Below are 24,603 nucleotides of genomic sequence, written 5' to 3'. Positions count from 1 at the left end.
AGAATGATAGAAATTAAAGGGTTATCTAAAAGCTTTGCTTACGATAAAAAGGAGGCAAAGAAAAAAAAGAATAAAACTGCGACAGACCCGAGAGAAGGCGAAGGGGTATTTCACGCTGTTCGTGATGTCAGCTTTCAGTGTGGCAAAGGGAAAGTTTTAGGGCTTCTTGGGCCAAACGGTGCTGGTAAAACTACAACTCTTCGTATGCTATCGACGGCTTTGGAGCCAACAGCAGGCGAAATTCTAATCAATGGACATGATGTCACTAAAGAGCCACGCTATGCGCAGAAGCTGATTGGTTTTCTATCTGGTAAAACAGGTCTTTACCATCGCTTAACGGTTCGAGAAAATGTGGAATACTTTGGTCGTATGCATGGCTTATCTAAACGTTTAATGGATGAACGTATTGATAAAATCTTCTCTATGCTTGATATGCATACATTCGCGGGTAAGCGTGCTGATGACTTATCAACGGGAATGATGCAACGTGCTTCAATCGCACGAGCAGTCATTCATGATCCAAAGGTTTTGGTCTTTGATGAGCCCACCACGGGGCTTGATGTTATTTCAGCAAAGACTGTTTTAGACTTTATTGAGAGCTATAAAGAAACTGAAATGTCGGTAATATTTTCGACGCATCACCTGCATGAGGTTGAAAGGCTTTGTGATGAAGTCTGCCTGATTGATCTCGGTGAAACAAAGTTCTATGGAAGTACACAAAACTTCGCATCACAGACGCCATCGGGTAACTTATACGATGCATTCTTAGCTAATGTGAATAACAAAGAGAAGGAGGTCGTTTAGAATGTGGTTAGTTTATAAAAAAGAATTACTAGAGATCTTGCGCGATAAGAAAACGTTAATTTTTTCGATTCTGTTACCAACAATCATTTTCCCAGTGTTGTTTTTTGGTATAGGGAAATTTACCCAAAGTAAAACGCAGGAAGCTGAAATAAAAGAACTTAAAATTGCTTTTATTAATGGCAATACCTTCGAAGGTTTACCTGACTTGTTTACTGCTGAAAAGCACTTCAAAAAGGTTGAGCTTGAATCTAGCGACTATAAGGCAGAGATTTTAAACGATAAAGTGGACTTCATCATTGAAGTGCCAGAAAACTCAGAGATGCCTTCGCAAAGTCGCAAGCAAGAATTAATTAACCTATATTATAAAGGCGCATCTAAGCTCGATAATATCTCTAACAAAAGGGTGAAGGATATTATTGAGGCCTATAATAATACAGAGCGGTTAGCATTAGGCGAGCGTTTTAACTTAACTACAGACAATGTTAAGGCGTTTAATAAGCCGATTGCCGTAGAGAATAAAAACTTCGCTTCAGAACGTGAGAGAATTGGCGAGTTTGCCGGTCCTTTGATTGCCTACATTCTGATTGCGTTAGCGGTTTCTGGCGCTATGTACCCAGCACTAGAGCTTGGTGTTGGAGAAAAAGAGCGTGGAACCTTAGAGACTTTGCTTTTAACTCCAATGACAAAAGGTAAGATCGTATTAGCTAAATTTGGAGTGATTTTTACCGCGAGCTTCTTCACGGTCATTGTGACATTGCTCAGTTATTTTGTGTGGACCTGGATTTTCACCATGGGTGGCAAAATGAGTGGGCTGGACTTCTTGTCGAATATCTCTGGGCTTGATCTGTTGCTTGTAGCTGTTTTGCTAGTGCCACTTACCAGTATTTTCGCATCGATTATGTTGAGCGCCTCGATTTACGCCAAAAACATGAAAGAGGCGCAAGCCTATATGTCACCAATCTTTATGCTTGGGTTTATGCCCGTAATAGTGGCCTTTGTTCCTGGCATGGAGTTGACGGTTAAAACGGCGATGATTCCTATAACTAACGTTGCTCTGGCAATGAAAGATTTAGTTAAAGGAACGGTAGACTACAGTATGATTATGGTTTTACTGGGGTCAACAGTCGTTATCGCTGGTGCTTTATTGTATTTCACAACTCAGTTTTTTAAGAAAGAGAAGGTGTTATTTAGAAGTTAAGCTTTGTATTCAGCTGTGTTTTATTAGTTAAATACACGGTAATAAAAAAGGGCCTTCGGGCCCTTTTTTGATGGTTAATTGTTATAAGGTAGAAAGCTTAGCGATAAATAGTTAATGTTTGTCCTGGGCGAATAATGCTTCTTTTACTCAGTCGGTTCCACTTCGTTAAATCACTAATTTTTACGTTAAACTTTCTGGCGATTGCTGAAAGTGAATCACCACTTCTCACTTTGTATGAGGTTTTAGCCGAGGCAAACTGGGAGTAACGTTTAGGCCAAACCTTTAACCGCTGACCGATTCGTAAGGTGCTGTTTTTGTTCATGTTATTCCAACGAGCAACCTGAGTTGACGTTACTCCAAAGCGCTTACCAATACTCCATAAGCTATCTCCACTTTTAACTCGGTAGGTCTGATAGCGACGACGCTGACGGTTCTTGTCCAAAGTCGCCATAAAGTTTAATTCATGCTCGGAAGCATCAGCAAACCCTGGCATTTTTAATACTTGTCCCACTTTTAAGAAGTCAGATTTGAGCTTATTGAGGTTTTTTAAGGTCGACACACTGGTGTTATTTTTCTTCGCAATTGCACTCAAGTTGTCTCCAGATTTAACCGTATAGGTTAATAGTCCAAGCTCTTTGCCTGGCTCAATGTCCATTATACCCTTTTGGAACAGTTGCACATTTTTCGTCGGTACTAAAATTTGTGCCTGACCATGTTCTTCGGGAATAAATAATTTGTTGTAAGCGGGATTGAGGCGATAGAAAACATTTTTATCTATATTAGCAATTTTAGCCAACTGCATTAGGTTGGCTGGCGCTTCGATCGCAACCTGTTTAAAGGCTGGTGTATTTTCGATGAAAGGGAGCTCTACCTCGAAGTCTTTGGCGTTGAGGAAAATGTTAGAAAGGGCAATCCACTTGGGAACGTGGCGCATGGTTTCTCTTGGTAACTTCAATGACCAGTAGTCGGTTGGGAGCCCTTTACGTTTATTACGCTTAATAGCTTTTAAGACGTTACCTTGACCTACGTTGTAAGCTGCGACTGTTAGTAACCAGTCACCATCAAACATTTTATTTAAGTACTCATAATAGTCTAAAGCAGCTTGGGTCGAGGCAACCACGTCACGGCGACCGTCGTACCACTGATCGATGGTTAAACCGAAACCGCGAGCGGTTCTAGGCATAAACTGCCACAAGCCGGCTGCTTGTACGACTGAGTGGGCCAGAGGGTCGAAATTGCTCTCCACCATTGGTGTGAAGGCCAATTCTACGGGCATGCCACGTTTTTCAAGCTCAGAAATGATGTAATAAAGATAGGGTGCAGCTTTATTGGCGCGATCAATAAGGTGGTGCTTGTGGCGCAAAAAGCGCTTTTGCTGTGATTCAACCCGAGCGTTACTGATTTGCGTTAGAGTTTGCTGCTTAGCAATTTCGTCCCACAAGTTCACTGGCAGGGCTGGTTTTAAGTCTTTAGTTATCAACTCAACCTCAGGAGATAGCTCATCCTGCTCTAAACCAGGCGCGGGTAACGGCTGGTTTGTTTTTGCTGTGGCCCCTTCCGTGGACGGTGAGTTTGTGTTTTTTTCTAAAGTACTACAAGCACTTAGTACCAGTAGAGACAAAATAGCAATGCGCTTCATAATGATTTTTGTGTTTAAAAATTATCTTTTAGTTGCCGAATTGTAGCAAAAGTTCGCACAGGATCGGAGAAAGTTTTGTGCCCGGTCGCTTGGTTCGCTGCTTGTTGCACAGAATCTTCATGGCACCTTAGGAAAGGGTTAAAGCGAAGTTCTTGGCCTATGGTGGACGGCACGGTTGGACGATTTTCGTCTCTAAGTGATTGAGAATTATTGATTTCTTGCTTAATCGCTTCATTATTAGGCTCAATCGACAAAGCAAACTTGAGGTTAGACAATGTGTACTCGTGAGCGCAGTAAACCTTTGTTTCTTTAGGAAGTTTGGCGAGTTTGCCGAGTGATTCCAAAAATACCTCAGGAGTACCCTCAAACATGCGGCCACAACCTGCCTTGAAAAGCGTGTCTCCACAAAACAGGGCATCGTGACCATAGTAGGCGATATGCCCCATGGTGTGACCTGGCACCGCTATTACCTCAAAGTGAAATTCATCATTAAGGATGGAAATCTTGTCACCTTCTACTAAATTACGATCGGTAAAAATCAGATTATCTCGTTGGGATGCGAAAACTCGGCATTGGTAGCGGTTTTTTAAGGTTGCTACGCCTCCGATATGATCATTGTGGTAATGTGTGATTAATACCGTCTCGAGCGTTAAACCATGCTTCTCTATATAGTCAATGACTGGTGCTGCATCGCCCGGATCGACCACTGCCACGGCATTGGAGTTCGAAGAATGGATGACCCAGATGTAATTATCATTAAAGGCTGGTAATGGGATGACTTTCATAGACTTATACTTTCATAATAAATTAGGTTGTGTTTGCTTGGATGCATAACTCGGGTTAGCATTGAGTACTGTACAAGACAGATCCACACCTAGCAACTAGACAGGTAGCAATGGAGCGATTATTTGAGTTAAGTTGGGCTAAAATGCCGGCGGGAAACCGTTTGAGGTACTTATGGCAAGAGTGGTTGCAGCTGCACCTTGAAGAGTACCATGGTGGTTACTTGTTAACCCTAGACAGTTTGACCCAAAGTTTAAGCCTGCCGTGTAATGTTTTTGAGTATCATGTAAGGCTTGGTGACGGCTTGTGTCATACGGTAGAGGCAAGACCGGATGAATTGCCTATTATGACCGATTCTATCCAAACGGCAGTCTTGAGCAATGCCTTTGAGTATGCAGAAAACCCAAGTGTATTGCTTGGTGAGGTACATCGGGCATTAGCACCACAAGGCGTCTTGTATGCTTTGTTATACGCGCCTTACAATCCCTGGATGCTTAAGGCTCGCGGGCGCTTGTCGCGCAATAAAAAAGAACTTCCAAGCCATTCGATCAGCATACATCGGTATCAAGAGTGGCTAAATTTATTAGGATTTAAAACACTTGAAACCGAAATTGTCGGGTGTCCGTGGTGGCGTGGCTTTAAAGAGTTTGAGGCGAAATCGTCGATGCCTAATGCGTGGCTTTCAGCTCCTATCGCCTATATGGTGAAAGCACAAAAGAAAGTCTCAACCATGACACCTCTACGCCCACTTGAAGAGGAAGCTGAGGCTCTGGCACTTGGTGGCAAGTTAGCGAATATCTAATCATTATCATAAAGAATGCTACATTCTAAACAATAAAAGGCTCTACAACAGTTTGAAAACAATAGAAATTTTTACCGATGGTGCCTGCAAGGGTAACCCAGGACCTGGAGGCTGGGGAGCGCTACTTCGTTATGGCGACCATGAAAAACGACTCTATGGCGGTGAACTAGAAACCACCAATAACCGAATGGAATTAACTGCAGCGATTGAAGCGCTAAAGGCGTTAAAACGCAGCTGCAAGGTCGAGCTCACAACTGACTCGGTGTATGTTAAGAACGGTATAAACCAATGGTTAGAAGGCTGGAAAGCTAAAGGCTGGAAAACCGCTGCGAAAAAACCTGTTAAGAATAAAGATCTGTGGCAAGCTCTAGACGAGCAGGTCTCCAAGCACCAGATTAATTGGCACTGGGTTAAAGGTCATAGTGGCCATCCGGAAAATGAAATTGCGGATGAGCTGGCAAATTTAGGCGTTGAAAAAGTATTAAACGAGAAGTAGAAGGGCGAACATGAGACAAATTGTTCTGGATACAGAAACCACAGGTTTAGAGCCATCGGATGGTCATCGAATTATTGAGATCGGTTGTGTTGAACTGGTGAACCGTAAATTAACGGGCAACCATTATCACCAGTACATAAAACCGGATCGTGAGATTGATGAAGGTGCTATAGAAGTGCATGGCATTACTAATGAGTTTCTCGAGGATAAGCCTCGGTTTGCTGATATCGCCACTCAATTTTTAGAGTTTATTGAAGGCGCGGAGCTGGTAATCCATAACGCACCTTTTGATGTGGGTTTTATTGATCATGAGCTGAAAGTATGGGATCACTCAAAAGGTAAAACAAGCGACTATTGTACGGTTCTCGATACCCTAGTTTTAGCTCGCCAGATGCATCCAGGCCAACGCAACAGTCTTGATGCCTTGTGTAAGCGTTACGAAATTGATAATAGTCACCGAGAGCTTCATGGCGCTTTGTTGGATTCGGAAATCCTAGCTGATGTTTATCTCCGAATGACCGGTGGACAGACGAATTTAACCCTTGGCCGCCAGTCAACCCCAAGCGCCGAAACTGGAGAATTGCCAGTGCGAAAAATTGCAACAAACCGTCCCAGCTTAAAAGTGATTAAAGCAAGCGATGACGAACTGAGTGCTCATGAAAAAAAATTGAAGAGTCTAAATGGGGCTATTTGGGAATAGATTCGCATTAGATCAACTAATAAGTTGTGTCAGTAAAAGTATGCCAAAACGGTAATGTTACTCAGTTTGAAATGCTTTTTTGTACAAAAAGCGTACAAATTTAAAGGGTTATTGGCGATTGTGGGGCGAGCAAAAAGTGATCGAGCTTTTCGTAGGTTTCAGGTTATTCGACTCGAAAAGTTGAAATAAAGTCGAAAAATTATGTTTTACTAACAGCTTATTTATGTAGTTATTGGCGAATCAGTTTTGCTCAATAAGTGCTCAGGGGGATGCTTGCAGGGTATTTTTGGGGTTGCTACAATCTTTTGGCTTTATTGCGATTGTTGCAATGTTTGCTAGTGATTGCTCCACTGCTTCTCGGGGCTTGTTTGGTTTTCAGATAAGGTGTGTTGAAGTTAGATGAAAAAAAATAACAGTATTCGTTACATCGTCAGCCTAATTGTTGTGTTGTCACTTATTTGGCTTGGCAACTCAGGTTTCTTCAACGGCCTACTGCTGTCCTTGGGAGCTGTATCCGTCATCTTTGTCGTTTTCATGTCGCACCGTTTAGGCATCATTGATGAAGAGTCGCAACCTCTACATATCAGTCGTCGCATTATTGTTTATTGGTTATGGCTCCTGAAAACCTTGGTCAAATCTAACATCACTGTGATTAAACGTATCTGGAAAGGTCCAAGTTCAATTAATCCTGTGGTAGCTCGAATTTCGATCAGTCAGAAAACAGAAATGGGGCAAGCGATCTACGCAAATTCAATTACCTTGACGCCAGGGACAACGACGCTGGATGTTGAAGATGACACCATGATTGTTTACGCCCTTTCGGATAATGCTATTCGCTATTTAATGACCGGCGACATGGATCGCCGTGTTTCGCGCTTGGAGGAATAATGTTTCTTGCCGCTGCTATAGCTATTTTGGTTGCCATGGCGCTTGCTTTAGTGCGGGCTTTTATGGGGCCAACACTGTATGACCGTATTTTGTCGGTCAATGTTTTCGGCACTAAAACCGTGTTGTTTATTGCTGTTTTAGGCTTCTTAATGGGCCGGCCAGAGTTTCTGGATATCGCTTTGGTGTATGCCTTGATTAACTTCATTGCCATTATTGCTGTGTTACGCTTTTTTGAGTACAAGCACCCTGACTCAAGTGAGGTTAAAGAATGAGTATTTTTATTGATAGCTTGAGTTGGGCGTTACTGCTATTAGGCGGTTTTATTTGTGTTTCAGGTGCAATAGGGATGCATCGCTTCCCTGATTTCTTTAGTCGAATGCATGCCGCCAGTGTGACAGATACACTTGGAGGAGGCTTAGTACTTGTAGGTTTAATGTTACAAGTTGAGGGCCAATACATCGTTTTAATCAAACTGATACTAATCGTACTATTTATATTCTTGACCAGCCCAACGGCAAGCCACGCGCTTGCGAAAGCCGCGCTACACGGTGGGCTGCGTCCTAAGCTGGGAAGCAATCAAGAGGAGCAGGACGAAGATGTTTTACGTAGTTTCGGTCCTGTGAAGTCCGAAGACACTAAGAATAAGGAGTAGAGTCATAGAGATTTTAATTAATGTCATCCTGTTGGCGTTTTTAGCGATTACTGCTCTGTCCCTAGCGTTTACTAAGGATTTATTCGCCTCAGTGATGTTTACGGGGATTTACAGTTTATTATCAGCAGCTTTCTTTGTCTTGATGGACGCCGTCGATGTGGCTTTTACTGAGGCGGCAGTTGGTGCGGGCATTTCTACCATCCTGATGCTAACGACCATCACCATGACCGGGCGTTACGAAAATAACAAAAAATACCACCCTAAAATCGCTCTAACCGTGGTAGTGATAACTGGCATCATGCTCATCTTCGGCACCGTGGATATGCCAGCCTTTGGATCCGATACAGCTCCAGCACAAGTGCATGTGGCGCCTTATTACATTATGCAGTCAGGCGAAGATATAGATATCCCAAATATCGTTACTTCTGTTTTAGCCAGTTATCGCGGTTTCGATACTTTTGGCGAGGTCGTGGTTGTATTCACCGCATTAGTTGGTGTGCTTGGCTTGCTTGAGTTTTCTCGCAAGGAGAGTGAGTTAGGTAATGCGCCGGCGCCGATGTCCCAACATAAAGTATTGCGGATTGTCAGTAAAATTTTAATTCCAGCTATAATGCTGTTTGCTTTATACGTTCAATTCCATGGCGAATACAGTCCTGGTGGGGGATTCCAGGCAGGTGTTATTTTTGCGTCGAGCATTATTCTCTACGCCATGCTGTTTGGTGTTGAGCAGGCAAGCAAAGCAGTCTCTATGCCAGTGACTAAAGTTTTGGCGGCGCTGGGCGTCTTAATTTATGGCTCGGTTGGTGTCGTGAGTATGTTAAACGGCGGCAATTTCTTGAACTACAGTGTTCTGGCGGAAAATGATATTACTGGACAGCATGTTGGGATTATTATCATTGAATTAGGCGTTGGGATTACCGTAGCGACCGCCATGATTCTAATCTTTTTAACGTTTGCGCGACGAATTGGCAAGAATAGTGAGGAGACCGCATGAGCTTCTTAGAACAGTACAATTACTGGGTCGTGATTTTTCTAATGATGAGTGGTTTTTATATTGTTATTGCGCACGGTAACTTGGTTAAAAAATTAATGGGCCTGACTATTTTCCAAACATCGGTCTTCATTCTTTATATCAGTATCAGTAAGGTCATTGGCGGAACGGCTCCAATCCTTGATGATAAATACAATGTGTACAGTAACCCTCTGCCACACGTTTTAATTCTTACGGCAATTGTTGTTGGCGTCGCCACAACTGCGTTAGGTCTAGCCTTAGCCGTTAGAATTAAAGAAGCGTATGGCACCATCGAAGAAGATGTGATTCAAGAAAAAGACTTACAGCAAGAGGGTTCTACAGAGTGATTCAACATTTACCCATACTGCAAGTCATCATTCCGCTACTTGCAGCACCTATCTGCTTTATTCTAAAAGAAGCCCGACTGGTTCGCTGGTTTGTACTAATTGCAAACGTCATGGCGTTTGTGGTCAGCATTATGCTATTGCAGCAGGTCAATCTCCACGGCACCTTAGTCTATTCGCTGGGTGGCTGGGAAGCACCGATTGGTATTGAATACCGCGTCGATGAGCTAAACGCCTATTTGATGATCTTGGTCACTTCCATCAGCACCATCACGATTATGGCGGCCGGTTCCAGCCTAACCAAAGAGATGGCGGAGTCGAGACAGACTTATTTTTATATCGCATACCTATTGTGTTTAACCGGTTTGCTGGGGATATTAGCTACTGGCGATGCGTTCAATGTGTTTGTTTTCCTTGAAATTTCTTCGCTAGCATCCTACACCATGATTGCCATGGGTAATGACCGCCGCTCGTTATGGGCCTCTTATCAATACCTGATTATGGGGACTATCGGTGCGACCTTTATTTTGATTGGTATTGGTCTGATGTACATGATGACCGGCACCTTGAATATGCATGACCTAGCCGAGCGTTTGCCTGAAGTTGAACAAACTAAAACTGTCTTTACAGCATTCGCCTTTTTCTTGGTAGGTGTTTGTTTAAAGCTAGCGCTATTCCCGCTACATTTATGGTTACCAAACGCTTATGCGTACGCACCTTCGATTGCGACGGTATTTTTAGCCGCAACCTCAACCAAAGTAGCGATTTATGTGCTCCTGCGCTTTATTTTCTCGGTGTTTGGCTTCGAGTTCTCCTTTACTCATATGCCGCTGACCGAGATTTTGGTGAGCTTAGGCTTGGTCGGGGTTATTGCCGCTTCGGTTGTGGCTATATACCAGACTAATATAAAACGGCTTTTCGCATACTCTAGTGTGAGCCAAATTGGTTACATGATCTTAGGGATTGGTATCGGCACCAAAACTGGTTTAACCGCAACCATGCTACATCTGTTTAACCATGCCTTGATGAAAAGTGCCGTCTTCCTTGCTTTAGCCGGCTTGGTTTATCGTGTCGGTAGCGTCAATATCAAAGCTTTCGCAGGCTTAGGTAAGCAAATGCCTTGGACCATGGCGGCAATTGTAGTTGGTGGTTTAAGTTTAATCGGAATGCCGCTGACGGTGGGCTTTATTAGTAAGTGGTACTTAATTTTAGCCTTACTTGAAAGTAACTTGTGGCCAGTTGCGGTACTCGTGCTGATTGGTTCCTTGTTGGCGATTGCTTATATTTGGCGTTTAGTCGAAGTCGCTTACTTTAAGCCAGCTTTACAAAACAATCAGTCGTATAAAGAAGCTCCTTTAGCGATTCTAATTCCTGCCTGGATTTTCGTGATAGCAAACATTTACTTCGGTATTGATACCAGCTTCACCGTTGGTTTGTCCGAAAGAACTGCTGATTTGCTGTTCGGGGTTGCAAAATGAGCGGAGCAATTAACAACGGACTTAGCAACGAGCTTAGTAGTGAGATAGCCAATCAAATGATGACTCAAGAAGCATTAATGCAGTGGATCATTCTTTTGCCATTATTGGCGATCCCTGGAATTTTACTGTTCCATAAACAACAAAACCTGCGTGAAGCGGCAACCTTAATTGTCGGCGCATTATTACTGTTCGCGGTGATAGCCTTTTATCAAAGCTTTGATGCAGGGCAGGGCGCTTACGTTCACTGGTGGGAGTTGCTACCAGGGTTAGACATCGCTTTCCGCGCGGAACCTTTAGGCGTGCTATTTAGTTTAGTAGCAGGTTCTTTATGGTTAGTCACTTCTATTTATTCCATTGGTTATATGCGTGGCCATGGCGAAGGAAACCAGACTCGGTTCTATTTTTTCTTTGCCATAGCAATCACAGGTGTTATGGGCTTAGCGTTTGCGGACAACTTATTCACCTTATTTGTTTTTTATGAAATCTTAACGCTATCGACATACCCGCTCGTAACCCATGCCGGAACTGATAAAGCGCGTCATGGCGGACGTATTTACTTATCGATATTATTGGTTACCTCGATCTTGTTCTTCCTATTCGCCGTGATTGGCACTTGGACAGAAACAGGGGATTTAACCTTTACCGCCGGTGGCGTGTTTGATGATAGCACCTCAAAAGTCGTGGCTAGCGTTCTATTAGCATTGTTCGTATTCGGAATTGGTAAGGCGGCCGTGATGCCTTTCCATCGCTGGCTACCTGCGGCTATGGTTGCGCCAACGCCAGTCAGTGCCTTGTTACACGCCGTTGCGGTGGTGAAGGCGGGCGTTTTCAGCATCATGAAGGTCTGTGTCTATATTTTTGGTATCGACTTACTGGCTGAACTGCCGATTACAGACTGGCTGCTTTATATCGCTACCGCTGGCGTTTTATTGGCGTCACTCGTCGCCATGCGCCAAGACAACCTGAAAAAGCGTCTGGCTTACTCAACGGTGAGCCAACTCGGTTACATCACCATTGGCGCCTTATTAGCGACTCAATCCGGTGTTCTTGGTGGTTCGTTCCATATCGTTGCCCATGCCTTCGGTAAAATTACACTCTTCTTCTGTGCGGGCGCTATTATGGTGGCGGCGCATAAAACCGAGATTAGTGACATGCGCGGCTTGGGTAAAACCATGCCACTGACGATGATTGCATTCTTTATCGGCAGCATGAGTATTATCGGCTTACCGCCTGCTGCTGGCATGTGGAGTAAGTGGTATTTATTGATGGGGACGTTAGAAGCTGAGCAAGTAGCAGTGATGATTGTTTTGATGATCAGCTCCTTGTTGAACATCGCCTACTTACTTCCTATTCCGCTACGTGCTTTCTTCGATGGCGAACGCAGTGTTGTTTCGATTCGCCGTGACGAGATTAAAGAAGCACCGTGGCCAAGTTTATTAGCATTGAGTATTACTGCGATTATGACCTTAGTTTTCTTTTTCTGGCCGCAACCTTTCTACGGCTTAGCACAGTCGCTTGCAACTATTGCGGGAGGTGCGCATGGCTAAGCAAAAGCAAGACAAGCAATACTTGTTTGATAATCCTAAAAACGTAAAGCGTTTGCTGTATATCGTATATGCGATTTGCTTGTTATTGGTGCTGTTGGAGTTTGTGATTCACCGACACGTTTATCATTCGTGGGAAGATATATTTGCCTTCTACCCGATTTATGGCTTCGTGGGTTGTGTAGTATTAGTTTTTGTCGCTAAGTGGATGCGAATTTTCTTGATGCGTGATGAAGACTATTACGACAAGCTAGAGAAGAAGCAGCACCCAGCGCCAGCTGAAAAAGACTCAGCAAACAAAACTGAAGAAGTAAAGCAAGCGCAAGGAGGCAACAATGTGGATGCCTGAGATGCCTGCCTTTGCACCATTTTTCATTGGCGCGCTGATTGCTTTATTCACGCAAGGTAAATTGCGCCAAGCGATATTACTGATTACGCCTGTATTGAGCGGCTTGCACTTATTGACTGTGCCAGTTGGAACGGTACTCAGTTTTGACTTTATCGGCTTCCAATTAGAAGTGTTCGAGGTTGATAAATTAAGTCTGCTGTTTGGCTATATTTTCCACATCGCAGCCTTCATCTGCATGCTGTTTGCGCTGCATGTTAAAGACACGTTACAGCAGATCAGTGGTTTGCTGTATGCCGGTAGTGCTGTTGGTGCCGTTTTCGCTGGCGACCTTATTACCTTGTTTGTGTTCTGGGAACTACTAGCCGTCACCTCAGTATTTCTAATTTGGGCGACACGTACCGAGCGTTCTTACTTAGCGGGTTTGCGTTACCTTATTATTCAGGTGTTATCAGGCGTAGTATTGCTAGTCGGAATTATCTTCTACGCCCATGAACATAACACCATTGATTTCACGAAAATTGGGTTGAGCGATACTGCTAGTTGGTTAATCTTTATTGCCTTCGGCGTTAAGTGTGCCTTCCCAATGCTTCATAACTGGGTGACCGATGCGTATCCAGAAGCGACGCCAACGGGTACTGTATTCTTGAGCGCCTTTACCACTAAAGTTGCTGTTTATGCCTTAGCTCGTGCCTATCCTGGTACTGAACTCTTGGTTTATATTGGCGTTACCATGGCCTGTTTCCCTATTTTCTTCGCCGTGATCGAAAACGATCTGCGCCGAGTGCTTTCCTACAGCATGATTAACCAGATTGGTTTCATGGTGGTGGGGATCGGGATCGGTACGACCTTAGCCATTAATGGTGCTGTATCACACGCCTTTAACGATATTTTGTTTAAAGGGTTACTCTTTATGTCAATGGGTGCCGTGTTGCACATGACGGGCAAGATTGACGGCTCACGACTTGGTGGTTTATATAAGTCTATGCCTAAAACCGCGATACTCTGTATGATCGGTGCTGCCTCGATTTCAGCCTTCCCGCTCTTTAGTGGTTTTGTCAGTAAGTCGATGGTGATGTCGGCAGCGCTCAATAATGGCTACGGCTGGGCGTGGTTGTTATTGTTATTCTCCGCGGCTGGCGTATTCCATCATGCGGGTATCAAAATTCCGTACTTTGCCTTCTTTGCGCATGACTCGGGCATTAGGACCACTGAACCTCCAAAGAATATGCTACTTGCGATGACGATTTCGGCCGTCTTGTGTATTGCGATTGGTGTCTATCCGCAGGCGTTGTATAGTTTATTGCCATATGACACAGGTTATAATCCTTATGATGCTACCCATGTGTTAACGCAAACACAGCTGTTGTTCTTCTCGGCGCTAGCCTTCGTGTGGTTAAACTTAAAGAACATGTATCCACCAGAGTTGCCGTCTGTGAACCTGGATATTGATTGGTTGTACCGTCGATTATTCCCGGCGATATTGACGCCATTCTTCAATACCTTTTGGGCGCTCGACCGAGCGATTCGTAAAAGCTTCATGCGTGGTGTTAATGGTGTGATTGGTATGGTTGCACGTCATGAGCCGGATGGTATTCTTTCTCGTACCCAACTCTCGGGAAGTATGGTTATTTGGGTCAGTATTCTATTGGCTGTGTTTTTAATACTTAGCTTTTGGTAGGTATTCAATTAAGAAAGTAATACAGCATTAAAAAAGCCGGTTAAAACCGGCTTTTTTGTTGATTGAAGAGCTCAGTTATTACTGAACAATAACAAAGTTCTCAGTTTCTGGGCACACACCTTCAAAATTAACACGATATCTCCAGTCTGCAGTTGTATCACCAAATGGAGGGTTACCAGTTTTCAAGTATGCTTCTGAGCGGACACAGTATTGTGGTGAAATACTATGACTACGACCACTACCTCTCGGGTTATCATACTCAAATGTCTCAATGTTAAAGCCCTTACCGATTCCTGCGCCAAATCCTCTGTGAGGGTTTGCAAAGCAAGATGATGCTGATAAACAGGTCTGATCATTAACTTGAATCGAGCCTGTATGAACATGGTGGTCGTAGAGTTCTGAAACGGATTCTTGGTTAAGTTTTTTTACATTGGCATTCAACCAGTTCAATAGGTTTGTGCCTGGAACAGTAATACTGACGTTGCCGGTATCATAGCTTAATGGGTGTTTACAGTTAGCCCATTCACGTGTATCACGGCAAGTTTCCATAGCAATAATAATTTCAGCTTGTGAGCTGCTACACTGAGATGGTGTTGACTGTCCATATTCACCCCAAGGGTCACAACGCTCTCTGTGTTGAACACTAATATCTGCCCAGCGTTGCATTTGAGCTAGAACTCCCTGAGTGCCTCGGTAGTCTGCAAATATTTCACTATGGGTATATCCATTATAAGTAGTTGGACGTTGGTAATTAGACGTTGAAAAGTCTACAGCCGCCCAGTTACTTTCAGACGTGTCTTGAACAAATTGGTTATACTTATCTATAACGTTTGCTGGAGTGATGCTAGCCGCTAAACCATATGGCCCACCAACTTGATCGGCATTAATAGTAACGTTTAGACTATCTAACGTCTCTTTCAGCTCCGTAGATGAGCCTGCTGCGCCATTGATAGAGAAAATATCATCAATTTTTAAGCCAAGCTCTGCTTTTTTAGACTCACGTTCTTCATAGCTGTATTTTTTAGCATCAAATGTGAACACTAGATATAGAGCCGAGCCAAGATTAGCACTATTGATGAAGTTATCACCACAGCGCTCCCTAAAGTCCGCCTTTGCTTCGTCGTCATTCGGTGAAAGAACCTGGTTGACCAATTCAGGGTAAATTGCGTCTGTTGGAGTGTTCAGCTTCCAGAACTCGCGTCGGTTTTTAACTTTTACGACAAATCGTACATGCTGTTCATCAGCCACAGATTTCACGTAACGCTCTTTTTCACCAGACAGCCCTATACTGAAGTCATCTCCTGTAAAACCAACTTTAGCTGAAGCAGATACTTCTAATAACTCTGCCAAGTGACGGTTGTCATTCACATAGTCAATACTAAAAGTACTTGGTTGTAGTGGTGGGGTTTGTGTAATTTCAAAATCAGGATGTTCCACGTTTAAGCAGGTTTCCTTTAAGGCACCGCGTACTAAGTCATAACCATCGCCAAGATAGAAACGGTCTTGATTTGAAGTTGCATTAAAAGAGCCTGATGATTGGCCAGCTTGTGTGTCACGGGATAGTACAGTTTTAAAGCTCTGGGTGTTTGATTGATATGTACTATTCTTTTGGTCTAGGGTCCCTAAGAAATTATATTTGGAATAAAGATTTGGTTTTTCCTTAAAATTAACGATCATTTTGTCGCTGTATTTATACCCGCTACAGCCCTTAGAGTTACAAGAGCGTACACGGTGACGTTTTATTTTTTTGCCTTCCGTAACAGTGAAGTATTTACTGGAGCCATAACCGTCATATACTTTAGACCAACTCCCATTATTGGTTTGTAAGTATAATTCGTTTCTTACAGAATAACCTCCACCGTATCCTGGTTGCCATGAAACGCGATAATTATCATCGTTTGTATACACAGGGGAAGTTATTGATGATGGCATTCCAGGCGGTGCATAAGGACCTGTTGAGCCACCACCACCGCCATCGCAGTCATCAATTGGTTGTATTTCGTTATTTGGTTGCTGGTTGTAATTATTGTATGGCTCAATACAAGGTTCTATTCTTTGTATTTCCATCTTTTGTGATGAAAGGCTTTGTTCTTTTGCTTTTACTTGTGAAGAGTTCGCCCACAGCAGTGGCACTAACGAGGCCATGGTGAGAAGTTTCAGTGTTTTCATAAATTGCTTTCCTATTTAACGTGTGAATAACAATTAAATAGTGGCATAATCGCCATAGCCTCATTGTATGGGGATGTTATTATTATTTAACTTTAACTTAATTTCTTTTTGATTATTGAAATTCAATAATTCAAATAATCATAATTTATATTTCATTGAGTTAGGGGTTGTGTTTCTAATTCGAGACTCTATTAAACTATGCGGAAAGTATATAAAGTCGGGAACTGGGTAGTGTTTCCGGACAATAACAAGTTACAACTAGATGATGATGAACACTATATAGAACCTCTTGCAATGGACGTGCTAACTTACTTTTGTCAGAACCCTGACAAAGTAGTAAGTAGAGATGAATTGATTGAAGCTATATGGAACGGACGTATAGTCGGCGACCATGCAGTCTATAGAATTATCAATAAATTAAGACAAACATTAGCTGTAGATAGCTCTGTTGAATATATTAAAACGATTCGAAAGAAAGGTTATCAGCTAGTCACTAGTGTTAGTGCCATTGACCTTCATGGCCAACCACAAACCACCTCTGAAAATGATACCACAAACATTGATAAATTAAGTGCTGGGGAGACTGATGCTCCCTATCATGCTCCATTAAAAGCAGCTGGTAGCAAGCAATTTGTCAGGAATCGGTTTTCTCGTTTTTTCATCAAAGAGCTTTTGATTACAGCATTACTGATAGCCTTAGCTTACTCAGTCGGAAAGTTATATTTTTATTATTCAATTGATACTTTTAATAAGTCCGTTCCGCTAGTGACGATGGAAGGACAAATAAAGGACCCTGCATTTTCACCAGATGGAAAGTACATTGCGTTCTCATATAAAGAAAACAGTAAGGATGATTGGAATCTTTACATAGAGTCTTTAGTTGACGGGCGCGTGCGGCAGCTTACCAATTTTCCGACTGATGAACTAAGCCCTGCTTGGTCTTCTGACGGCCTGCAGCTTGGCTATATACGTTATGACAACCAGAGCTGTGTGATTGAGGCTGTATCAGCCCCGCAAAATGTTACTGCCGACAAAGCGCAGGGTGAGTATATAACTGATTGCGTGGGGGTGTTGCAACAAAACGATTTAGAGTGGGGCAAAGGGGGAAAGTTTCTTTATTTTAGTCAGGCCGAAAATAAAGTTTCTCCTATACAAATTTTCAAACTCACTATCCAAACAGGAAAGGTAAAGCAACTGACTAACTATAGCCAGGGAGAGACGAGAGGAGCTTTAGGCTTTAAGGTTTCGCCTGATAATAGCAAACTCGCGATCTTAAAAGACAAAAACTGGCGTGATAGCAGTATAGAGATACTTGATTTAACGACTCATGATACGAAAAATGTTCGAAACTTAGTGGGGTGGAACCGCTTTTTTGATTGGTCAAGTGATAGCGAGTCGGTTATTTACAGTAGAAACTCAAAAGAAGTGGATGCCTACCATCTGAATTTAGGCATCGAGAAAAATATCTTAAAAAGCGTGGACGACATTAACTTTCCAATTCACTCGCCTTTGGAAACTGAGTTAGCGGTGGTCTCGGCACGAAAAGTTGTTGAAATTGTCAGTGAACCACTAGGCGGTGAGTCGACCGTAGAAGATGAGCCTTATACAGTGGTCTCCTCAAGCTCTATTGATAACTATGCGGAATACGCTAACACTTCAAACAAAATTGCTTTTATCTCTAGAAGAAGCGGTGAAGCTCAGGTCTGGGTCAAGGATATTGATGGCTCGGAAAAACAACTGACCAATTTCACTAATAATTTTGAAATACAAAGGATACGTTGGTCACCTAACGATGAACAGTTGTTATTTATTCATAATAACATGCTTAAAATGTTATCACTTAACTCGAGTGCCCCTCGAGTTTTATATAAAGCAGAAAGTGGTGAGGTGATAGAGGGGGAGTCTTGGGCAAGTAAGGAGGCTGTTCTTTTTTCATCAAATCGAGATGGTGACTGGCAGGTATATAAGTTAGAACTTGGAGAGTATGAAAGCATCCCAAAGGCCTTAACCATACACGGTGGTTACTCTGCAATTCCATCTCCAGATGGAGAGGGCATTATATATTTAAAGTATCACTCAAATGGACTTTGGTACAAGCCGTACAGTTCTGATGAGGAGCGCATGATCATTGAGAACATTGATATTTTTAGTTTTAATAGCGTGTACCTTAGGCAGGGTAGTTTATACTATCTTTCCGATAAATTTCCCAAAATGGAAATTTATCGCTACGACTTTGATAATAAAAAGCCTACTTTTGTTCAGCAATATTTTGGCTCGCCTTGGCTATTATCCATTTCTCATGATGCCCGAAGGGTTCTTTACCAGAGAAATAATCAGGCGCACTCGTCACTCATACTACTAAGGCCTTGATATGTTCAAAGCCTTAGTAGGGAATGGTTACCTAAAATTTTCTTTAGAATCCCCACAGCCTACTTGGAAGACTCGACAGTACCAAGGGCGGTCAGAAGTATCTTCACCATCGTTACCAGTACCTGGTCCATCAGCTTTAATGTGAGTTGGATTTATCACCTGATCATTGCTTTGGATTGCTATCATCGCTGCTACAAAGAAAAATGAAATGATTAGTGCTTTAACATACTTCATAAAGATCTCCAGCTATTTTTAAGTTGTTTTAATATCAAGTTGTTTTAAAACTGCAGTATATGGGTTAACGGGAAATATTCTATTATGCCCCACCATTGCTGGCTATTCCTTTAGTTAATGAATAGTTAATTATTAGTTAAGGAGAGTAAAAGTGAGTGATCTATAGGGCTTCTAAATACTCGTCATTATACTATTTTTGAAAAGCTTAGTTATCCAAACTGGCTTATTAAGCAGGGTTTATCTTTAAGGGGTTTTAGGGTATTTTACTTCGATTGATTTTTATATTGATAGCGTCACAAGCTATATATAAACAATGACCAGCTCTTATTAAAGGGTTGCAACTAATCACTGCGACTGGAAATGATTAACACTATATGCTAAAACCGAGGTCAGAGTTGACCTCTTACCAGTTATTTGACATACATTATGAAATTAAGCGGGGATAGCTGATGGCTTCTACAGCTAAAGCATTAACACCAGCGGCATTCGCTGAGCAATATATCGTTGAGTCTATCTGGAATGGCAAGTTTCCAGCTGGAACTATTTTACCAGCTGAACGCGAGCTGGCCGAGATTATCGGTGTCACCAGAACGACCTTGCGCGAAGTGTTGCAACGTCTGGCCAGAGATGGTTGGTTGACGATTCAGCATGGCAAGCCTACTAAGGTAAATGATATCTGGCACTCAGCAACCTTAAATGTGCTAGATACGCTAGTGACATTAGATGATGCGGGCTCGATGACTTTAGCTGATAACTTGCTACGTGCTAGAACGTCGATTCTAAGCATCTTTATGCGTGATGCGGTGAAGAACGAGCCTGAGATGTTGCTTGAGGTGTTGTCAGAGCTTGAAAAAGTTCCTAATACCGCCGAAGCCTACATTGACTTCGATTGGCATTTTCACCATTCGGCAACACGTGCATCAGGAAATCCAATTTATACATTGTTATTAAATGGATTCGAGTCCGTTTATTACAAAATTGGACGATTTTACTTTGGATGGGAACAAACTCGTCGCTTAGCTCATAATTATTACCGTCAATTAGAAGATGCTATTAAAGAAAAAGATGGTGAGCGCGTGCTGAAAATCCTTTGGGATTATGGTCACGAAAGCGGAGAGTTATGGCAAAAAGCTAAAGGTGAAATGACATCTTTTAGTGAGATTGGGTAAAACAAAAGACTACTATTTGATTATAAGCCTTTGTAAAGACAGTTCTATCTGGTAAGTCCACTTGCCAATGGGGTGTTGAAAAGAGTAGGATTAGGTTAATTTTTTTTATATAAACATAACTATCGGTTAAAAAACCGTAATTAAAACGTTTCACGAGAACGGGAGTTAGAGATGAAAAAATCTTTTTACGGAGTCGCGCTGATCAGCAGCCTTGTGCTGACTGCGTGTAGTGATGGGCCAGCGGAGCCAAAGATACCAGGTTCGGGTGATGGTAGTACTAAATTTATTGCTCCAGTATATGCTCCTGGGGATGGTGAAATACCAGTTCCAAATGACTTGCTATTCAGCGGCTCAGCAGATCTAACTCTTAATATCCCATCAGCTGATCCGACTGACATGTCAGATCCGCAAAACGCGATTAGCGGCCTTGATGGCTGGTCAACGCACGCACCATTCAATATTGAATTCCGCGGAGCTATTGATGCAAGCACTATTCTACCAGGTCAGACGGTACGAGTTTTTAAAGTGTCGACAGCTCGTGGTGAAGTTGCTCCAGGTATTCCTGGCCCAACCGGTCCTGTGACTGGCGTTGAGGCTGAATTAGCCGCTGGTAGTGAATTTGTAGCCGTGCCAAATGGCTCAGCCGCTATTGGTATCGTGCCGCTAGTACCATTCGATGCACAAGCAAGTTATATGGTTGTTGTGACCAATGGGGTTACAGATGTTAACGGCAATAGCGTTATCGCTGATACTCAATTTGCCATTGCAAAATCACCAGATCCAATCCCTGAAGGTTCGGCTACTTCTGCATTAGAGCCAGTTCGTCAGCTAGTTAACGCAATGCTTGGTGCGGCTGAAGGCGCGGGTGTTGCTCGAGATGATGTTGTATTAGCTTATCAATTTACAGTTCAATCAGTTGCTGATTCTATCGTTGCTTCTCAGGGTTTTTATGTCGACGGTAACTCACCGTTTAGTACCGCGGGTGCATCAAGCTTCTCAACGTTAATGACAGACACCACACCATTTACAGGTATCGGTGCTGCCAATCTTTATAAGGGTGAGTTTTCGCTTCCTTACATTTTAACTGCACCATCTATGGAAAGCCCAACGGCACCGCTTGATAAGCAGTGGGTTGGTGCTGATATGGTTCCTGACGGCCAGGGTGGCATGATGGCTAACCCGTTTGCGGGTGGTAATATCACTTATGCAAACCCATTACCTCAAAAATCGGGTGACGAGACAGTTCCATTGTTAGTGTCGCTGCCTAAAAATCCGCAGTGTCCAAAACCTTACCCAGTGATGATTTTCCAGCATGGTATTACGAGCGATCGTACAGCTATGCTAGGAATTGCAGACACTATGGCGAGTGCTTGTACAGCGGTTGTATCAATGGACCTACCATTACACGGTATCGCGGCTGATAACCAAGTTCACTTAGGCTTGCAACAAGCAAGTGGTGGTCAAATTGGTATCTTTGCAGGTTATAGTGCTGGTGCGGCTCGTGAGCGTACTTTCGGCGTAGACTATGTTGATAATGACACTTCAGCTCCAGGCCCAGATGGCATTGCAGATAGCTCGGGTGCTCATTTTATCAACTTGCAAAACCTTCTGGTATCGCGTGATAACGTGCGCCAGGGTGTTTTAGATTTGTTAGCGCTAGAAAATGAAATTCCAAATATGGACGTCGATGGCGATACTATTCCTGATTTTGATGGCGATAAAATTAGTTTTATGGGCCATTCGTTAGGCGGTATCGTTGGTTCTGATTACTTGGCGTTATCAGCTAATGTTCAGCAAGGTGTTCTAGCGACAACTTCTGGTAGCATCGCACAGCTGTTGAATGGTTCGCCAACCTTTGGCCCTGTGATTCGCGCTGGCTTATCAGCGTCTACAGGTATCCCAGAAAGTGATCCTGCGTTTGCGACTGAAGTGCTAGCTCCGTTCATGTTTGCGGCGCAAACAGTTGTTGACTCAGCAGATCCTGTAAATTACGCAAAAATGGCGGTTGCTCAAAACAAGCCAACGTTAGGCATTCAAATCCAAGGTGACACAGTTGTTACCAACCAAGTTGATGGTGCGCCATTAGCCGGTAACACGCCACATGCGGCCTTGTATGGTTTGCCGGTAGTAACAGAAACGACTAACGCTGCTCGTGGTTCGATTAAAGTTTCAATCGGTACGCACGCGACTCCGTTGACTCCAGCTGGCCCAGATAGCTCAACCCAGTTTATGGATCAAACAACCTTGATTCAGAACGCTATCGCTAAGTTTATTGGCTCTGGTGGTACTTTGATTGAAATTACTGACCCTACGCTAATTGAAGAATAAGCAAGATTTGTACAGTAATTAACAATCCATTAGGATGAAAGCCCTCGCTTGTGAGGGCTTTTTTTATGGGGGAACTGACTTGTTTCGAGGACAAGGTGAAATAGTGATCCAATTTGCAGTGATTTGCAGTAGAATCATCGTTCACACGTCAACCAGTCGAGTCATTCAACTTTGTTGGTTATTGAGATAAGGGCATTATGTTAGAGTTTTTTGCTGAATACGGTTTATTTTTATTAAAGACCGCAACCATTGTTATCGGCATTATTGTTGTGCTGGCGATGATTATCAATGCCAGTCACAGGCAACAGGCTGTCCCTAGAGGGGATATTAGAGTAACCAATCTTGGTGAAACGATCAAAGATCGAAGCCAAGCGATAAAAAATGAAGTGTTGTCAAAACACGAGTATAAGCATGCATTGAAGCAAGAAAAAGAGCAGGAGAAAGCTAAAGATAAAGAAGAAAAACAAAAGCTTAAAGCTCTAAAGAAAACAGATAAAAACGACAGTGAAGAAGCAAGCGACGATCAGGATGCAAAACCTAGAGTCTATGTGATTGATTTTGATGGTGATATCGAAGCCAGCGAAGTGGAGTCCATGCGAGAAGAAATTACCACAATTCTCGACGCGGCGAATAAAGGTGACGAGGTTATGGTTCGCCTTAAAAGCCCTGGTGGCATGGTACATTCCTACGGCTTAGCTGCTTCGCAACTACAGCGAATTCGTGATGCCGGTTATAAGTTAACCATCGTAGTAGACGAAGTTGCAGCCAGCGGTGGTTATATGATGGCTTGCGTAGCAGATACTATCACAGCCGCGCCGTTTGCGGTTATCGGCTCGATTGGTGTGGTCGCTGAGTTACCAAACTTCCACCGTTTATTGAAAAAAGCTAATGTTGACTATGAGCAGCACACAGCCGGCGATTATAAGCGTACTTTGACGATGTTTGGTGAAAACACCTCGCATGGGCGTGATAAGTTTAAAGAAGACTTAGAAGATACCCACCAGTTGTTTAAGTCGTTTATCAATCAAAATCGACCTGATTTAGATTTGGATAAAGTCGCTACGGGCGAGCATTGGTATGGAACTAAGGCCAAGGAACTTGGCCTGGTCGATGAACTTGGTACCAGTGATGACTGGATTATGAAGGCGCTTAAAGACAAAGATGTCTATGCGGTTAAATTCAGCATAAAAAAACCAATTAGTGAACGCTTGTCCGTTAGCCTGAGCCGCGGTGCTGAGAAACTACTCACTCGTTTGATTCACCGCTCTTCAAAACAAGATCTGTTTAAGTAAAATTGGAGGGCACTCCGTGGACTTTGAGTTTTGGAATAATTGCTGGGTAAAACCTACCCAGCCGTTTCATTTAACAAAACCACACCACTTCCTGACAGAGTACTTCAGCGGATACTTTGCCGATAAAAAGCGAGTATTATTGCCCTTGTGTGGCAAAACTCAGGATTTAAACTTTCTCGCAAATAATGGCATCAAGGCTGTAGGCGTTGAGTTTAATCCGCGCGCTGTTGAGTCATTCTTCGAAGATAGCCAGTTAACGCCCGAAATTACTTCTTTCGACAATAAAGCTAGATATCAAGCCACTAACATAGAAGTTTGGCTGTCTGACTTTTTTAACATTCATCAAGACGATATTGGCCAGTTTCAAGCTATCTTTGACCGTGCGGCCCTGGTCGCCTTACCGCCAGAGATGAGAAGTGAATATGCCAAGCATCTCTTGAGCTTTTTAGCGCCGCAAGGACGTTTGCTGCTGGTCACCATGGACTATAATGTTGAGCAAATGTCAGGACCTCCTTTTTATATCGATAAGACTGAAATAGCACAGCTATTCCCTAATACTCATATCAAGCAATTGGCTCGAGCTAGCATAATCCAGTCTCACCCTAGATGGCGCGAGCTTGAGCTAAGCAGGCTGGATGAAGTCTTATATGAAATTCATTTAAAAACAGTGTGAT

Annotated in this window: 23 protein-coding genes; 19 read left to right on the top strand and 4 right to left on the bottom strand. The window is 43.0% G+C overall.

What is annotated here, in order from left to right; all coding sequences use genetic code 11:
* Positions 1-3: 3 nt before the first annotated feature.
* Positions 4-804, top strand: coding sequence for an ABC transporter ATP-binding protein (locus ABD128_RS04175; RefSeq protein ID WP_343986990.1), 801 nt, complete (start codon positions 4-6; stop codon positions 802-804).
* Position 805: 1 nt separating this feature from the next.
* Complete coding sequence (locus ABD128_RS04170) at positions 806-2,002, top strand: ABC transporter permease (RefSeq protein WP_343986987.1); 1,197 nt, start codon at positions 806-808, stop codon at positions 2,000-2,002.
* Positions 2,003-2,099: 97 nt separating this feature from the next.
* Here ABD128_RS04170 and ABD128_RS04165 read toward each other — a convergent pair whose 3' ends face one another.
* The gene (locus ABD128_RS04165) at positions 2,100-3,641 is read right to left on the bottom strand and encodes a lytic transglycosylase (RefSeq protein WP_343986984.1); all 1,542 of its coding nucleotides are present in this window, start codon (positions 3,639-3,641) and stop codon (positions 2,100-2,102) included.
* A 14-nt stretch (positions 3,642-3,655) separates the two neighbouring features.
* Positions 3,656-4,426, bottom strand: coding sequence for a hydroxyacylglutathione hydrolase (gene gloB, locus ABD128_RS04160; protein ID WP_343986981.1), 771 nt, complete (start codon positions 4,424-4,426; stop codon positions 3,656-3,658).
* 110 nt (positions 4,427-4,536) lie between these two features.
* Here gloB and ABD128_RS04155 point away from each other — a divergent pair, with 110 nt between their 5' ends.
* From ABD128_RS04155 to ABD128_RS04100, 12 genes are all read left to right on the top strand, one after another.
* Positions 4,537-5,226 (top strand): methyltransferase domain-containing protein, encoded by a 690-nt coding sequence (locus ABD128_RS04155; RefSeq protein ID WP_343986978.1) that lies wholly within the window; start codon positions 4,537-4,539, stop codon positions 5,224-5,226.
* A gap of 52 nt (positions 5,227-5,278) precedes the next feature.
* A complete protein-coding gene (gene rnhA / locus ABD128_RS04150; RefSeq protein ID WP_343986974.1) occupies positions 5,279-5,722 on the top strand; it encodes a ribonuclease HI in 444 nt (147 codons plus the stop codon).
* A gap of 10 nt (positions 5,723-5,732) precedes the next feature.
* Positions 5,733-6,422 carry a DNA polymerase III subunit epsilon gene (gene dnaQ, locus ABD128_RS04145; RefSeq protein WP_343986971.1) on the top strand — a complete coding sequence of 230 codons (690 nt, stop codon included), beginning with the start codon at positions 5,733-5,735 and terminating at the stop codon, positions 6,420-6,422.
* A 399-nt stretch (positions 6,423-6,821) separates the two neighbouring features.
* Positions 6,822-7,310, top strand: coding sequence for a Na+/H+ antiporter subunit E (locus ABD128_RS04140; protein ID WP_343986968.1), 489 nt, complete (start codon positions 6,822-6,824; stop codon positions 7,308-7,310).
* Positions 7,310-7,582, top strand: coding sequence for an MrpF/PhaF family protein (locus ABD128_RS04135; protein ID WP_343986965.1), 273 nt, complete (start codon positions 7,310-7,312; stop codon positions 7,580-7,582). Before ABD128_RS04140 ends, ABD128_RS04135 begins: the two co-directional genes overlap by 1 nt.
* Positions 7,579-7,962 (top strand): monovalent cation/H(+) antiporter subunit G, encoded by a 384-nt coding sequence (gene mnhG / locus ABD128_RS04130; RefSeq protein WP_343986962.1) that lies wholly within the window; start codon positions 7,579-7,581, stop codon positions 7,960-7,962. Before ABD128_RS04135 ends, mnhG begins: the two co-directional genes overlap by 4 nt.
* A 4-nt stretch (positions 7,963-7,966) precedes the next feature.
* Positions 7,967-8,956: a DUF4040 domain-containing protein gene (locus tag ABD128_RS04125; RefSeq protein ID WP_343989349.1), complete on the top strand. Its 990-nt coding sequence runs from the start codon at positions 7,967-7,969 to the stop codon at positions 8,954-8,956.
* A complete protein-coding gene (locus tag ABD128_RS04120; protein ID WP_343986959.1) occupies positions 8,953-9,321 on the top strand; it encodes a cation:proton antiporter subunit C in 369 nt (122 codons plus the stop codon). The genes ABD128_RS04125 and ABD128_RS04120 overlap by 4 nt, the downstream gene beginning before the upstream one ends.
* A complete protein-coding gene (locus ABD128_RS04115; protein ID WP_343986956.1) occupies positions 9,318-10,796 on the top strand; it encodes a monovalent cation/H+ antiporter subunit D family protein in 1,479 nt (492 codons plus the stop codon). The genes ABD128_RS04120 and ABD128_RS04115 overlap by 4 nt, the downstream gene beginning before the upstream one ends.
* Before the next feature lie 56 nt (positions 10,797-10,852).
* A complete protein-coding gene (locus tag ABD128_RS04110; RefSeq protein ID WP_343989347.1) occupies positions 10,853-12,343 on the top strand; it encodes a monovalent cation/H+ antiporter subunit D family protein in 1,491 nt (496 codons plus the stop codon).
* Entirely contained in the window at positions 12,336-12,689 is a 354-nt protein-coding gene (locus ABD128_RS04105; protein WP_343986953.1) for a hypothetical protein, read from the top strand. The genes ABD128_RS04110 and ABD128_RS04105 overlap by 8 nt, the downstream gene beginning before the upstream one ends.
* A complete protein-coding gene (locus tag ABD128_RS04100; protein ID WP_343986950.1) occupies positions 12,676-14,367 on the top strand; it encodes a Na(+)/H(+) antiporter subunit D in 1,692 nt (563 codons plus the stop codon). The genes ABD128_RS04105 and ABD128_RS04100 overlap by 14 nt, the downstream gene beginning before the upstream one ends.
* A 78-nt stretch (positions 14,368-14,445) precedes the next feature.
* Here ABD128_RS04100 and ABD128_RS04095 read toward each other — a convergent pair whose 3' ends face one another.
* On the bottom strand, positions 14,446-16,536 hold the full coding sequence (locus tag ABD128_RS04095) for a hypothetical protein (RefSeq protein ID WP_343986947.1): 2,091 nt from the start codon (positions 16,534-16,536) through the stop codon (positions 14,446-14,448).
* A 231-nt stretch (positions 16,537-16,767) separates the two neighbouring features.
* Between ABD128_RS04095 and ABD128_RS04090 the strand changes: the two genes are divergently transcribed.
* On the top strand, positions 16,768-18,906 hold the full coding sequence (locus ABD128_RS04090; protein WP_343986944.1) for a winged helix-turn-helix domain-containing protein: 2,139 nt from the start codon (positions 16,768-16,770) through the stop codon (positions 18,904-18,906).
* A 27-nt stretch (positions 18,907-18,933) separates the two neighbouring features.
* Here ABD128_RS04090 and ABD128_RS04085 read toward each other — a convergent pair whose 3' ends face one another.
* Complete coding sequence (locus ABD128_RS04085) at positions 18,934-19,140, bottom strand: hypothetical protein (protein WP_343986941.1); 207 nt, start codon at positions 19,138-19,140, stop codon at positions 18,934-18,936.
* A 449-nt stretch (positions 19,141-19,589) separates the two neighbouring features.
* Here ABD128_RS04085 and fadR point away from each other — a divergent pair, with 449 nt between their 5' ends.
* The 4 genes from fadR (at position 19,590) to tmpT (ending at position 24,602) form a co-directional block, all read left to right on the top strand.
* Positions 19,590-20,309, top strand: coding sequence for a fatty acid metabolism transcriptional regulator FadR (gene fadR / locus ABD128_RS04080; RefSeq protein WP_343986938.1), 720 nt, complete (start codon positions 19,590-19,592; stop codon positions 20,307-20,309).
* 171 nt (positions 20,310-20,480) lie between these two features.
* Positions 20,481-22,637, top strand: coding sequence for a hypothetical protein (locus ABD128_RS04075; protein WP_343986936.1), 2,157 nt, complete (start codon positions 20,481-20,483; stop codon positions 22,635-22,637).
* A gap of 197 nt (positions 22,638-22,834) precedes the next feature.
* The gene (gene sohB / locus ABD128_RS04070) at positions 22,835-23,929 is read left to right on the top strand and encodes a protease SohB (RefSeq protein ID WP_343986933.1); all 1,095 of its coding nucleotides are present in this window, start codon (positions 22,835-22,837) and stop codon (positions 23,927-23,929) included.
* A 16-nt stretch (positions 23,930-23,945) separates the two neighbouring features.
* Entirely contained in the window at positions 23,946-24,602 is a 657-nt protein-coding gene (gene tmpT / locus ABD128_RS04065) for a thiopurine S-methyltransferase (protein ID WP_343986931.1), read from the top strand.
* Position 24,603: the final 1 nt, after the last annotated feature.

This window comes from Kangiella japonica, from assembly GCF_039523535.1.
In the GTDB taxonomy this organism is placed as follows: domain Bacteria; phylum Pseudomonadota; class Gammaproteobacteria; order Enterobacterales; family Kangiellaceae; genus Kangiella; species Kangiella japonica.
The sequence above is the reverse complement of the archived record's forward strand: the minus strand, read 5'-3'. Positions and strand labels throughout refer to the sequence as shown.